Raw genomic sequence first — 12,836 nt, forward strand, 5'->3', positions numbered from 1 at the left:
CGGGAGAACGAACGATGACCTCTGACCAGCCGCGCACGGGCGGCCGTTCCAGCCGCCGTGACCGGGCCGCGGAGACCGCCTCCGCATCGACCGCAGGCCCTGCGCTGTCGGTCTCGAACCTCGGAGTGGAGTTCTTCGTCGGGGGGAGCTGGGTCGCGGCCGCCAAGCACGTCAGCTACGACCTGATGCCGGGGAAGGTCCTGGCGATCGTGGGCGAGTCGGGCTCGGGAAAGAGCACCAGCAGCATGGCCATCATGGGTCTGCTCCCCAAGAACGCCCGCGTGCACGGCAGTGCCAAGCTCGCCGGCAAGGAGCTCGTCGGCGCCCGTCCCGAGGTCCTGCGGAAGGTGCGCGGTGAGGGAATCGCCGCGATCTTCCAGGAGCCGATGACCGCGCTCAATCCGGTGTACACGGTGGGCTTCCAGATCTCCGAAGCGCTCATGACTCACCGACCCGGCATGACCCGCAAGCAGGCGAAGGAGCGCTCGCTCGAGCTGCTCCGCCTGGTCGAGATGCCCGATCCGCTCAAGGCGTTCAACTCGTATCCGCATCAGCTCTCGGGCGGTCAGCGTCAGCGCGCGATGATCGCGCAATCGATCTCGCTGGAGCCCCGCGTGCTCGTCGCCGACGAGCCCACGACCGCGCTGGATGTGACGGTTCAAGCCGAGATTCTCGACCTGCTTCGAAACCTCCACACGAAGCTCGACTCCGCGATCATCCTCATCACGCACGACATGGGGGTCGTCGCAGACATGGCCGACGACGTCATGGTGATGAAGGACGGCGACGTCGTCGAGTACGGTCCCGCATCCCAGGTGTTCGGCGAGGCCGAGCATCCGTACACCCGCGCGCTCATGGCATCCGTGCCGCACCTGGGCCTGGGCGAAGCCAAGACCGAGGAGGAGAGCCGGCGCGACGAGTCCACTGCCGCGCTGCGTCTGGAGAACGTCTCGATCGAGTACCCCAAGCGGGGACGCGTTCCCGCGTTCCGGGCGGTGTCGGATGCCACACTCTCGATCCAGCCGGGTGAGGTGCTGGGCCTGGTGGGGGAGTCCGGATCCGGTAAGACGACGATCGCCCGCGCCATTGTCGGCCTCGTGCCGATCGCAGAGGGAAGCCTTCGTGTCGCCGGCCAGGACATGGTCGGCGTGAGCGCCAAGGAGTTGCGCGCGGTGCGTCGCAAGCTCGGGATCGTGTTCCAGGACCCGGGATCCTCCTTGAACCCGCGCTGGCCCGTCGGCGAGTCGATCGGTGAGCCGCTCGAACTGGCCGGTCGTGGCCGTCAGGAGATCTCCCGGCGGGTCGAAGAGCTCCTGGATCTCGTCGAGCTGCCCCGCGACTTCCGAAACAGGTATCCCCACGAGCTCTCGGGCGGCCAGCGCCAACGTATCGGTATCGCGCGAGCCCTTGCCCTGGACCCGACGGTTCTCGTCGCCGATGAACCGACGAGTGCGCTCGACGTGTCGGTGCAAGCGAGGGTGCTCGAGCTGCTGCAGGCGATCCAGAAGGAGAAGCAGTTCGCGACGTTGTTCGTCACTCACGACCTCGCCGTGGTGGACCTCCTCGCGGATCGCATCGCGGTCATGCAGCACGGCAAGATCGTCGAGCAGGGCACGAAGGAGCAGATCCTGCGCAACCCGCAGGATGACTACACCAAGCGCCTGATCGCCGCGGTCCCCGTGCCCGACCCCGCCGAGCAGCGTCAGCGACGCGAGGCTCGGGCAGCGCTGCTGGCGGAACAAGCCTCCGGCTGACGGGTCCGCCCCCGCGTCCAGGGCGGCTATCGGTTCCGCGGGCACGAAGCCTGCCTGAGATACCCTGGAGGGTGCCGGCATCCCGGCAGCACCCCACCCGCAAGGATTCCCTCATGGCGCATGCCCTCCGTTCGGACCTCCGCAACGTCGCGATCGTCGCGCACGTCGATCACGGCAAGACGACCCTCGTGGACGCCATGCTGCGCCAGACCGGCTCGTTCGGGGAGCACGCGCACGTCGAAGAGCGCGCGATGGACTCGAACGATCTCGAGCGCGAGAAGGGCATCACGATCCTCGCGAAGAACACTGCGATCACCTACAACGGCGCCCACACCGACGTTCCCGTGACGATCAACGTCATCGACACCCCCGGCCACGCCGATTTCGGCGGCGAGGTCGAGCGCGGCCTGTCGATGGTCGACGGCGTGGTGCTGCTGGTGGATGCCTCGGAGGGCCCCCTGCCGCAGACGCGCTTCGTGCTGCGCAAGGCGCTCGAGGCCAAGCTTCCCGTCATCCTGCTCGTGAACAAGACAGACCGGCCCGACGCCCGCATCGCCGAGGTCGAGGAGGAGTCCCACGACCTGCTGCTGGGGCTTGCCTCGGACTTGCAGGAAGATGTGCCCGACCTCGACGTCGACGCCCTGCTGGACGTGCCGGTCGTGTACGCCTCCGGACGCGCGGGCGCGGCATCCCGCAATCGGCCCGCCAACGGATCGCTTCCCGACAACGACGACCTCGAGCCGCTGTTCGAGGCGATCCTCGAGCACGTCCCGGCCCCCTCGTACGACGACGAGGCTCCCCTGCAGGCGTGGGTCACGAACCTCGACTCCAGCCCCTTCCTCGGTCGCCTGGCCCTCCTGCGCGTCTTCAACGGCACGCTGAAGAAGGGCCAGACGGTCGCGTGGGTGCGCCACGACGGCTCGCACTCGAACGCGCGGATCACGGAGCTGCTGAAGACCCGGGCGCTGGAGCGCTACCCCGCCGAGTCCGCCGGTCCCGGCGACATCGTCGCGATCGCGGGCATCGAGGAGATCACGATCGGCGAGACGATCGCCGACCCCGAGGACGTGCGCCCGCTGCCGGCGATCACGGTCGACGACCCCGCCATCTCGATGACGATCGGCACCAACACCTCGCCCCTGGTCGGCAAGGTCAAGGGCCACAAGGTCACCGCGCGCATGGTCAAGGATCGCCTCGACCGCGAGCTCATCGGCAACGTCTCCATCAAGGTCGTCGACATCGGCCGGCCGGATGCGTGGGAGGTGCAGGGCCGCGGGGAGCTGGCCCTCGCGATCCTCGTCGAGAACATGCGCCGCGAAGGTTTCGAGCTCACCGTCGGCAAGCCCCAGGTCGTGACCCGCAAGGGGCCGAACGGGCAGGTGCAGGAACCGTTCGAGCACCTCACGATCGATGCTCCCGAGGAGTACCTCGGCGCCATCACGCAGCTGCTTGCCGCGCGCAAGGGCCGTATGGAGACGATGGTCAACCACGGTACGGGCTGGGTGCGGATGGAGTTCATCGTCCCCTCCCGCGGTCTCATCGGCTTCCGCACCGAGTTCCTCTCGATCACGCGCGGCACCGGTATCGCCAACGCCATCTCGCACGGCTACGACGACTGGGCCGGTCACATCGTCGCCCGCCAGAACGGCTCGATCGTCGCCGACCGCGCCGGCGTCGTCACCCCCTTCGCGATGATGGCGCTGCAGGAGCGGATGAGCTTCTTCGTCCAGCCGACCGAAGAGGTCTACGAGGGCATGGTCGTGGGCGAGAACACGCGCGCTGACGACATGGACGTGAACATCACCAAAGAGAAGAAGCTCACGAACATGCGCTCCTCCACCGCGGACGAGCTCGAGCGTCTCACGCCGCCGCGCCAGCTTTCGCTCGAAGAGAGCCTGGAGTTCGCCCGCGAGGACGAGTGCGTCGAGGTGACGCCCGAGAAGGTGCGCATCCGCAAGGTGATCCTCGACCAGACCGAGCGTGGCCGCGCGGCGTCGCGCCTGAAGCGCCAGGACGCGAACGCCTGACGCGTCCTGTGACCGGCTCTGGACCCGCTGCTCAGTCGGCGAGGATGAGATCCGCCAGCTGTTCCAGAAGATGCGCGGGCAGGTCGGAATCGGGTCCCGTCGCGTTGAGGACGATCGCGGCCGCCGTCTCGGTCTCCGGGTGGTACATCGCGAGCGCCTGGTAGCCGAGTCCGTTCCCCGTGTGTCCGATCCATTCGCCGATGCGTCCGATGCCGAAGCCGTACTCGTCGTAGTAGGGGCTGTGCGGATCCGGCGACGTAGTGCGCAACGCACCAAGCCGGTGCGCGTGCGCAGAGGCAGACACGAGCGTGCCGGAGCCCAGCGCTTCAGCCCAGGTCGCGAGGTCGCCCGCCGTGCCGAACAGCCCACCGGCGGCCGAGAACGCGCTCGCGCGGACCTCCGGCAACGCCTCGACGCTGCCGTCGGCATCCACCTGGAACGGCGCAGCGGTGCCCTCGGGCGGCAGCGCGTTCCCGGGGTAGACCACCGTCTCGAGCTGTAGCGGCTGGAGGATGCCTGTCTGGATCGCTTCGGGCCAGCTCTCCCCGGTCGCGGTGTCGATGATCTGCCCGAGCAGGACCGTGTTCGTGTTCGAGTACTCGTAACTCGTTCCGGGCGAGAACTGCTCGGATGCGCTGTCGGCAAGCCCGTACAGGGTCGTGTCGGTCCAGCTGCGAGTCCATTCCTCGCGCAGCAGGTCGATCAGCCCTGGTTGCGCCGAATAGTTGGCGATTCCCGAGGTCATGGTGGCGAGGGCATCGATCGTTGCGGTCGTCTCGACCCCGGTTCCCGCCGTCGGGGCGGGAGCGTCCAGGTCGAGGATGCCCTCGTCCGCGAGCTGGAGCACGACGGTCGTGACGAACGACTTGGTGACACTGCGGAACCCGAAGAGGGTGTCGTCGGTGACCGGAGTGCCATCGAGGTCAGCGACGCCCGCCGGGTACACCGCGCTTTCCCCGTTCCGGTGGACCGCGAGCGCGCCGCCGGGCACGGATGCGGCGGCCAGCGCTTCCGCGAAGGCCTCGCCCAGGGGCGTCGACGGCGCCGCGGGGCTGCATCCGGAAAGGAGCGGGGCAACGAGCGTGGCGGCGGAGATGGCGGCGGCGGTGGCCCGGCGGACTCCCGCGAGGGAGCGTCCACGGTGGCGGGGAGAGCGGGTCATCTGTTCAGCCTACGGGCGCGCCTCGCGCGCCTTCGGACTCACGGAGGCGCGCGGACTGGGAGGATGGCGAGCATGCGGTCGCCTCATGACCCGTCGGCACACGACGAGACAGACACGGCCCGTGGTGCGTGGCGCCAGGGTGTGGGTGTCGCGATCGCCACGAGCGCCTACGGGATCTCGTTCGGCGCATTGGCCGTCGCCGCGGGGCTGGATGTCTGGCAGACCTGTGTGCTGAGCCTCGTCATGTTCACCGGCGGATCGCAGTTCGCCTTCGTCGGCGTCATCTCCGCGGGAGGACTGGCCGCCATCCCCGCTGCGATCGCCTCGGCGGCGCTGCTCGGCGTGCGAAACGTCGCCTACGGGATCCGGATGTCGACGCTGCTGCCACCGGGACGGTTCACCCGGATCGCGGCGCCCCAGTTCACGATCGACGAGTCCACGGCCGTCGCTCTGGCACAGAGCTCGCCCCGAGCCCGAACCGTCGGCTTCTGGGTCACCGGCCTCGGCATCTACATCGGGTGGAACCTCTCCACCCTGGCGGGCGCGTTGCTGGGCGACGTGCTCGGTGACCCGCGAGCGTATGGGCTGGATGCCGCGGCGGCGGCAGCTTTCCTCGCTTTGCTGTGGCCGCGGTTGCGCGGGAGGCAACCCATCGTCGTCGGTGTCGCCGCCGCTGTCGTCGCCACGGTGCTGACCCCCGCCCTGATGCCCGGACTCCCGGTCCTCCTTGCCGCTGTGGTGGCCATCGTCGTCGGGTGGCTGGACTGGGGAAGCGGAGCGACCCGAGGCCCCGGCACCGCCGAGGGTCTCGACGAGCCCGACGATCTCCCCGAGCGAGAGGGGCTGCCATGACCCTGTGGAGCGCGATCGCCCTGGCATCCGTCATCTGCCTGGCTCTCAAGGCCACCGGGTATCTGGTGCCTACTCGCGTGCTCGAGGCGCCGCGACCGGCGAGGATCGCCGATCTGCTGACCGTTGCCCTCCTCGCGGCGCTTGTCGCGGTCCAAACCCTCGGGGTCGGGCAGCAGATCGTGGTCGATGCCCGCGTGCCCGCAATCCTCGTGGCGGCGGGCCTGCTGATGCTGCGTGCCCCGTTCCTCGTGGTCGTGGTCGCCGCGGCCGCGGTCGCTGCAGCGCTGCGGTGGTGGGGTTTGGCGGTCTGAGTCCACGGGGGCACGGCGCGGTACAGTGAAGCGGTGCCACGCTTCTCGTTCCTGCGACTTGCCGCGTGGGCAGTTGCGTTGGTGGTCGGTGCCATCTACGGCGCCGCGGGAACGATCAGTCACGCCTACCGCGTGTTCGGCTTCCCAGTCGGGCTGATACTCGCGATGGTCGCGGCGGGTGCCGTCATCATCGCGGTACGCGCGCTCACGGCAGACAGATGGGCTGCCCTTGCCACGGGGCTCGGCGCGATGATCGTGTCGCTCGTGCTGTCGGGAACCGGAGCGGGTGGATCGGTGATCGTGCCGCAATCGATTCTCGGCATCGTGTGGACGCTGTGGCTTCCCCTGGTCACGACGTTCGTCGTGGCGTGGCCCGAGCGGATCGATCGCGGCCGGGCGGTCGGAGTGGCCGACTAGACTTGTTGCCGTGACGTATGTGATCGCCCTTCCGTGCGTCGATGTCAAGGATCGCGCCTGCATCGACGAGTGCCCCGTCGACTGCATCTATGAGGGGGAACGCAGCCTGTACATCCACCCCGATGAGTGCGTGGACTGCGGCGCCTGCGAGCCTGTCTGCCCCGTCGAGGCGATCTACTACGAAGACGATCTGCCCGAGGAATGGCAGGACTATTACAAGGCAAACGTCGAGTTCTTCGACGACCTGGGCTCGCCGGGAGGCGCCGCGAAGGTCGGGGTGATCCCCAAGGATCACCCGGTCATCGCTGAGTTGCCCCCGCAGAGTCACTGACCGCGGATCTCGAGGATGGGCGTCGCCGATCTGGCCGATTACCCGTGGGACGCAATGGCGCCGTACGCGGCGCAGGCCCGGTCCCACCCCGATGGCATCGTGGATCTCTCGATCGGATCGCCGGTGGATCCGACCCCCGAGGTGGTTGCGCGGGCGCTCGCGGCGGCGACCGATGCGCATGCGTATCCGCAGACCGTGGGAACCGTGCCGCTGCGCGAAGCGATCGTGGACTGGTACGAGCGTCGGCGTCGCGTGCCGGGGCTCACGGTGGACCAGGTGCTCCCAACGATCGGCTCCAAGGAGCTGGTGGCCCTGCTGCCGCTGCTGTTGGGGCTCGGGCCGGGCGATGTCGTCGTGCACCCGGTCGCTGCGTATCCGACCTACGAGGTCGGCGCACGTCTCGTGGGGGCGACCCCGCTGGCCTCCGACGACCCCGCCCAGTGGCCGGAGCCGACGCGACTGATCTGGGTGAACTCGCCGGGAAACCCCGATGGCGCGGTCCTCGATGTCGCCGGGCTGCGCGCGGCGCGGGAGCGTGCTCGCGAGCTCGGCGCCGTGCTCGCCAGCGACGAGTGCTACGCAGAGCTCGGATGGGACGCGCCGTGGGACGGTGAGGCGATCCCCTCGGCCCTCGACCCCCGGGTGACCGATGGCGACCCCGCCGGGGTGCTCTCGGTGTATTCGCTGAGCAAGCAGTCGAACCTCGCGGGATACCGTGCTGCCTTCGTCGCGGGCGACCCCGTGCTCGTCGGTCGGATGCTGACAGCCCGCAAACACCTGGGGCTCATGCCGCCCGCCCCGGTTCAGGCGGCGATGACGGCGGCGCTGCGCGATGACGCCCACGTCGCCGAGCAGCGCGAGCGCTACCGGCGTCGCCGTGAGGTGCTGCGCCCTGCCGTGGCGCAGGCGGGTTTCCGCGTCGATCGCAGCGAGGCAGGCCTGTACCTCTGGCTCACTCGCGATGAGGACGCATGGGCGTCGGTCGAGTGGTTCGCGCAACGCGGCATCCTCGTCGGGCCCGGGGTGTTCTACGGGGCTGACCACGCGCGCCACGTGCGGCTCTCGTTGACGGCGACGGATGAGCGCATCGCCGCGGCAGCAGACCGCCTCCGTGCGGGCTGATACCGGATGCCGTGACGTGCCGTCAGGACGAGATCGCGAGCTTATCTCCATCGAAACGGCCCCTGCTTTGGCGGTGCGCACAGTAGGCCGAGCGGACTACTAGGCTGTAGGGGCAGCCCGGGCACGTACTCGTGCGCGGACGGCTCCGCGAGGCGGCGAACCCGACTCGCGTGCCGACGACAGCCCCAGACAACGCAAGGAGGCGCCGTGGACGACGCGCAGACCCCGCAGCAGAAGGCCATCCTGACCGTCGGCGAGCGGACCGCCGAGTTCCCCGTGCTTCAGGGCACCGACGGCGTCCCGAGCATCGATGTCGCGACATTCACGCGGCAAACGGGGTTCACGGCCCTGGACTACGGGTTCGTCAACACGGCGTCGACCAAGTCGGCGATCACCTACATCGACGGCGACGCCGGCATCCTGCGTTACCGTGGCTATCCGATCGAGCAGCTCGCGACTCACAGCACGTACCTGGAGGTTGCGTGGCTGCTGATCTATGGTGAACTGCCCACCGCCGACGAACTTGCGGCGTTCGACACCCGCATCCGTCGGCACACCCTGCTGCACGAGGACCTCAAGCGTTTCTTCGGCTCCCTGCCGCCCACCGCCCACCCGATGTCGGTGCTGTCGGCGGCGACGGCGGCCCTCTCGACCTACTACGAGGACGAGTCCGACCCGCACAACCCCGAGCACGTCGAAGTCAACACGATCCGCCTGCTGGCGAAGCTCCCCGTGATCGCGGCCTACGCGCACAAGAAGAGCATCGGTCAGGCTTTCTTGTACCCGGACAACTCCCTGAGCTTCGTCGACAACTTCCTGAAGCTCAACTTCGGCGTCCTCTCCGAGATCTACGAGGTCAACCCCGTCATCTCCCGAGCCCTCGAGCGTCTGCTCATCCTGCACGAGGACCACGAGCAGAACGCTTCGACCTCCACCGTCCGCCTGGTCGGTTCAACCGGCGCCAACCAGTTCTCCTCGATCTCGGCGGGCATCAACGCGCTCTACGGACCGCTGCACGGCGGTGCCAACGAAGCGGTGCTCTCGATGCTCGCCCAGATCCGCGAGTCCGGCGAGAGCGTGCAGCGCTTCGTCGAGCGGGTCAAGAACAAGGAGGACGGCGTCAAGCTCATGGGCTTCGGCCACCGGGTGTACAAGAACTACGACCCGCGTGCGAAGCTCGTCAAGGAGTCCGCGGACGAAGTCCTCTCCGAACTCGGCGTACACGACCCGCTGCTGGACCTGGCCAAGCAGCTCGAAGAGATCGCCCTCAACGACGATTACTTCAAGGAACGTCGTCTCTACCCGAACGTGGACTTCTACACGGGCGTCATGTACAAGGCGATGGGCTTTCCGACGCGCATGTTCACGGTGCTGTTCGCGATCGGGCGCCTGCCGGGCTGGATCGCGCAGTGGCGTGAGGCGATCACCGACCCGCAGACCAAGATCGGGCGCCCTCAGCAGCTCTACATCGGCTCACCCGAGCGCAACTACCCGGGCGTGTAGCGCAGCCGCCGTCAGGCGTGCAAGGCGTCATTGAGCGTGACGCCGACGCCCGCCCGCCGGACCGCTTCGACCGCTCCGGTCACGGAGTTGCGACGAAAGAGGATGCCGCCCCGCCCGGAGAGGTCGGCGCCCTTCACCGTCGGGCGGCTGCCGTCGGCGCGCGCGGGCTCGTCGGCGAGGACGATCTTCGATCCGGCCGTCACGTACAGACCCGCCTCGACGACGCAGTCATCGCCGAGGGAGATCCCGATCCCGGCGTTCGCGCCCAGCAGCGTCCGCTGACCGATCGAGACCCGGTGTGCGCCACCGCCGGAGAGCGTGCCCATGATGGATGCGCCCCCGCCGATGTCGCTTCCGTCACCGACGACGACGCCCTGCGAGATCCGCCCCTCGACCATGCTCTGGCCGAGAGTGCCGGCGTTGAAGTTGACGAATCCCTCGTGCATGACCGTCGTGCCGGGGGAGAGGTATGCGCCCAGACGGACCCGCGACGCGTCGGCGATCCGCACTCCCGGAGGTGTGACGTAGTCGGTGAGGCGCGGGAACTTATCCAGACCTTGCACCTGGATGCCCGCGCGGCGAAGCCGAGCCCGCAGCGCGGGGAGCTCGCGCGGGTCGACGGGACCGGCGTTGGTCCAGGCGACGTTGGGAAGCGCGCCGAAGATGCCGTCGAGGTTCAGGTCGTTGGGTGCGACGAGCCGGTGCGACAGCGCGTGAAGGCGAAGGTAGGCATCCGGTGTGTCTCGCGGGGCCGTGTCGAGGTCGATCTCGACCTCGACCGCCTCGATGCGCACGGCGCGCACATCATCGGCGCCGGTCGCCTGTGCGACGAGGGTTCGCGCCGCGTCGTGGGCTGCCGCGTCCGCACGCAGCGGGCCGAGCTGGGGCGCCGGGTACCAGGTGTCGAGAACTGTGCCGTCGGCCGCAACCGTCGCCGCACCGATTCCGCTGACCATCCGCTGTGCCGTCATCGTTCCAGGCTATCGAGTCCCACGCGTCACGCGTGCGCCGCCCGGGCGGCGGAGCACGCCCGCTGGCTAGACTCGAGGAGTGCTGGACCTGACCTCGGACTCTGTCGATCTGACCCGCGCGATCTGTGACATCCCCAGTGTGTCCGGGGAGGAAGGACGGCTCGCAGATCTGATCGAGCAGGCAGTGCGGACCCTGCCGCACTTAGAGGTCATCCGAGACGGGGACACGGTTATTGCGCGCACGCAACTAGGCCGGCCGCGTCGCGTCGCGATCGCCGGCCACATCGACACCGTGCCGATCAACCGGAACGTGCCCACGCGCACTATCGAGATCGACGGTGAGGAGTTCATCTGGGGACGCGGCACCGTCGATATGAAGGCCGGCGTCGCTGTGCAGGTGAAACTTGCCGCGGACCTTGTCGCACCGAAAGCGGACATCACGTGGATCTGGTACGACCACGAGGAGGTGGCGGCGGCCCTGAACGCCCTCACCCGCATCGCCGCGACGCGCGCAGACCTGCTCGCGGCCGACTTCGCCATCCTCGGAGAGCCCTCCAACGGGCAGGTCGAAGGGGGGTGCAACGGTCACATGCGGGCAATCATCAGAACCCATGGTGTGCGATCGCACAGTGCCCGTTCGTGGATCGGTGAGAACGCCATCCACAAGGCCGCTCCGATCCTCGAACGGCTCGCCGCCTACACGGCGCGAGAGGTTCCCGTCGACGGTCTCGTCTACCGCGAGGGACTGAACGCCGTACGCATCGCGGGTGGTGTGGCGGGCAACGTCATCCCGGACCTGTGCGAGGTGGAGGTCAACTATCGCTTCGCCCCGTCCCGCAGCGGCGCTGACGCCGAGGCGCACGTTCGGGAGGTCTTCGACGGCTTCGAGGTCGAGGTGATCGACATGGCAGAGGGTGCGCGTCCGGGGTTGGACGACCCGCTGGCTCAGGAGTTCGTCGCCGCAGTCGGCGGCCAGGCGTACCCCAAGTACGGCTGGACGGATGTTGCACGCTTCTCGGCGCTGGGCATCCCGGCTGTCAACTACGGACCCGGCGATCCGCAGCTTGCGCACCACGACGAAGAGCGGGTCGCGGTCGCGCAGATCCGGGACGTCGAGCGCGGGCTGCGCGCGTGGCTGAGCTGACACGCGAACAGACACGCGAGGGGATGCCGCCGCGGACGCGGCATTCCCTCCCGCCGGCGTTAACGATCGCCCTGGTGTACCTCGCCGCCCGCGCCGTCACTCTCGGCTTCCTCGTCCTGGCGGCCACGCTGTCGGCCGAGGGCACCCGCTTCGGCGCAGGAGCGAGCGTGCAGGACCTCGCCGTGGGATGGGATGCGCAGTGGTACTGGTATCTGGCGGTCAACGGGTATCCGACGGAGCTTCCGCTGACCGACACGGGTGCTGTTGCCGAGAACCAATGGGCATTCATGCCGATCTACGCATACCTCGCTGCGGCGCTGGCTCCGCTCGTCGGCGGCTGGTGGGGAGTCGCCGCCGTGCTGATCTCGCTCGCGGCGGGCTACGGGGCGACCTACGTGCTCTACCGCATGCTCCGTGGCCGGATCGGCGGGAACGCGGCGGTATGGGCTGCCGCCTTCTTCGCGACAGGGCCGCTGGCTGCCCTGTTCCAGGTGGGATACGCCGAGGCGCTCTTCCTACTGTGGCTGTTCTTGGCGCTCTGGGCGGTGTCCGCCCGACGCTACGGATGGGTCTACCCGCTGGTGATCCTCATGGGGTACACCCGCCCTGGTGTGCTCGCGTTCGCGCTGTTTCTCGGCCTGTTCGGAATCTTCCGGTTCTTCTCGAGGGCGCGTGAGCCGCTGCGGGTTGTCGAGGTCGTGCACATCGTCGCACTGGGTGCGCTGGCAACCGTGGTCGGGTTCTCGTGGCAGCTGATCGCCGCGGTCGTCACGGGCGACCCCGGTGCCTATCTGGCGACAGAGCTGGCATGGCGCCGCAACTGGCTTCTCGACGACGAGGGGCACTTCATTCCGTTCGACGCATTCGTGCGTGGCGCTGCGTTCTGGGGCCAGACCTGGGGCTGGGGTGCGGTCGGTGGCATCATCCTGCTCGTCGTTCTTGTCGTCGGGGTCGCCGCAGCACTGCTGTGGGCGCCGCCTGTCCGAGCACTCGGGCCCGAGATCCGCCTCTGGTCGGTCAGCTATGTCGTGTACCTGCTGGCTGTCTTCTTTCCGCAGTCGAGCATCTTCCGACTTCTCGTTCCGCTCTCACCGCTCTGGGGTGCGTTCGCCGTGCCGCGCTCGCTCCTCTGGCGCGTCGGCGTTCTGCTCGCATGCTTGGCGGGGCAATGGTGGTGGATCTACAACATGTATGCCCTCGGCAACCGTTTCTGGCAGATCCCCTAAGCTTGATAGGCAGACC

Annotated in this window: 12 protein-coding genes; 10 read left to right on the plus strand and 2 right to left on the minus strand. The window is 68.5% G+C overall.

What is annotated here, in order from left to right; genetic code table 11:
- The first annotated feature begins 14 nt into the window (after positions 1–14).
- Both ACSGC5_RS08260 and typA read left to right on the plus strand, forming a co-directional pair.
- Complete coding sequence (locus tag ACSGC5_RS08260; protein ID WP_434970167.1) at positions 15–1,754, plus strand: dipeptide ABC transporter ATP-binding protein; 1,740 nt, start codon at positions 15–17, stop codon at positions 1,752–1,754.
- 113 nt (positions 1,755–1,867) lie between these two features.
- Positions 1,868–3,781, plus strand: coding sequence for a translational GTPase TypA (gene typA / locus ACSGC5_RS08265; protein WP_434970168.1), 1,914 nt, complete (start codon positions 1,868–1,870; stop codon positions 3,779–3,781).
- Positions 3,782–3,812: 31 nt separating this feature from the next.
- Here the strand turns inward: typA and ACSGC5_RS08270 are convergent, their stop codons facing one another.
- Positions 3,813–4,943 (minus strand): serine hydrolase domain-containing protein, encoded by a 1,131-nt coding sequence (locus ACSGC5_RS08270; protein ID WP_434970169.1) that lies wholly within the window; start codon positions 4,941–4,943, stop codon positions 3,813–3,815.
- Positions 4,944–5,015: 72 nt separating this feature from the next.
- Between ACSGC5_RS08270 and ACSGC5_RS08275 the strand changes: the two genes are divergently transcribed.
- The 6 genes from ACSGC5_RS08275 (at position 5,016) to ACSGC5_RS08300 (ending at position 9,479) form a co-directional block, all read left to right on the plus strand.
- Positions 5,016–5,795, plus strand: coding sequence for an AzlC family ABC transporter permease (locus tag ACSGC5_RS08275; RefSeq protein ID WP_434970170.1), 780 nt, complete (start codon positions 5,016–5,018; stop codon positions 5,793–5,795).
- Positions 5,792–6,106, plus strand: coding sequence for an AzlD domain-containing protein (locus ACSGC5_RS08280; RefSeq protein ID WP_434970171.1), 315 nt, complete (start codon positions 5,792–5,794; stop codon positions 6,104–6,106). The genes ACSGC5_RS08275 and ACSGC5_RS08280 overlap by 4 nt, the downstream gene beginning before the upstream one ends.
- 33 nt (positions 6,107–6,139) lie before the next feature.
- A complete protein-coding gene (locus tag ACSGC5_RS08285; protein ID WP_434970172.1) occupies positions 6,140–6,523 on the plus strand; it encodes a histidinol dehydrogenase in 384 nt (127 codons plus the stop codon).
- Positions 6,524–6,533: 10 nt separating this feature from the next.
- Entirely contained in the window at positions 6,534–6,854 is a 321-nt protein-coding gene (gene fdxA / locus ACSGC5_RS08290) for a ferredoxin (protein WP_434970173.1), read from the plus strand.
- A 15-nt stretch (positions 6,855–6,869) separates the two neighbouring features.
- Complete coding sequence (gene dapC / locus ACSGC5_RS08295; protein WP_434970174.1) at positions 6,870–7,976, plus strand: succinyldiaminopimelate transaminase; 1,107 nt, start codon at positions 6,870–6,872, stop codon at positions 7,974–7,976.
- Positions 7,977–8,183: 207 nt separating this feature from the next.
- Positions 8,184–9,479: a citrate synthase gene (locus tag ACSGC5_RS08300; RefSeq protein WP_434970175.1), complete on the plus strand. Its 1,296-nt coding sequence runs from the start codon at positions 8,184–8,186 to the stop codon at positions 9,477–9,479.
- 11 nt (positions 9,480–9,490) lie between these two features.
- On the opposite strand, the gene dapD is transcribed toward ACSGC5_RS08300, so the two are convergent.
- Positions 9,491–10,450 carry a 2,3,4,5-tetrahydropyridine-2,6-dicarboxylate N-succinyltransferase gene (dapD, locus tag ACSGC5_RS08305; RefSeq protein ID WP_434970176.1) on the minus strand — a complete coding sequence of 320 codons (960 nt, stop codon included), beginning with the start codon at positions 10,448–10,450 and terminating at the stop codon, positions 9,491–9,493.
- Between the two features lie 79 nt (positions 10,451–10,529).
- On the opposite strand from dapD, the gene dapE reads away from it, so the two are divergent.
- The gene (dapE, locus tag ACSGC5_RS08310) at positions 10,530–11,594 is read left to right on the plus strand and encodes a succinyl-diaminopimelate desuccinylase (RefSeq protein WP_434970177.1); all 1,065 of its coding nucleotides are present in this window, start codon (positions 10,530–10,532) and stop codon (positions 11,592–11,594) included.
- 23 nt (positions 11,595–11,617) lie between these two features.
- Positions 11,618–12,820, plus strand: a complete 1,203-nt coding sequence (locus ACSGC5_RS08315; protein WP_434970310.1) for a hypothetical protein — start codon at positions 11,618–11,620, stop codon at positions 12,818–12,820.
- The last annotated feature ends 16 nt before the right edge of the window (positions 12,821–12,836 follow it).

The sequence above is a fragment of the Microbacterium sp. bgisy207 genome, from assembly GCF_965345035.1.
Classification (GTDB): Bacteria; Actinomycetota; Actinomycetes; order Actinomycetales; family Microbacteriaceae; genus Microbacterium.

Bases quoted from the DNA above. Each gene is read 5' to 3' on its own strand.
- ACSGC5_RS08260 (WP_434970167.1), top strand. From the start codon at position 15: ATGACCTCTGACCAGCCGCGCACGGGCGGCCGTTCCAGCCGCCGTGAC.
- typA (WP_434970168.1), top strand. From the start codon at position 1,868: ATGGCGCATGCCCTCCGTTCGGACCTCCGCAACGTCGCGATCGTCGCG.
- ACSGC5_RS08270 (WP_434970169.1), bottom strand. From the start codon at position 4,943: ATGACCCGCTCTCCCCGCCACCGTGGACGCTCCCTCGCGGGAGTCCGC.
- ACSGC5_RS08275 (WP_434970170.1), top strand. From the start codon at position 5,016: ATGCGGTCGCCTCATGACCCGTCGGCACACGACGAGACAGACACGGCC.
- ACSGC5_RS08280 (WP_434970171.1), top strand. From the start codon at position 5,792: ATGACCCTGTGGAGCGCGATCGCCCTGGCATCCGTCATCTGCCTGGCT.
- dapC (WP_434970174.1), top strand. From the start codon at position 6,870: ATGGGCGTCGCCGATCTGGCCGATTACCCGTGGGACGCAATGGCGCCG.
- dapD (WP_434970176.1), bottom strand. From the start codon at position 10,450: ATGACGGCACAGCGGATGGTCAGCGGAATCGGTGCGGCGACGGTTGCG.
- ACSGC5_RS08315 (WP_434970310.1), top strand. From the start codon at position 11,618: ATGCCGCCGCGGACGCGGCATTCCCTCCCGCCGGCGTTAACGATCGCC.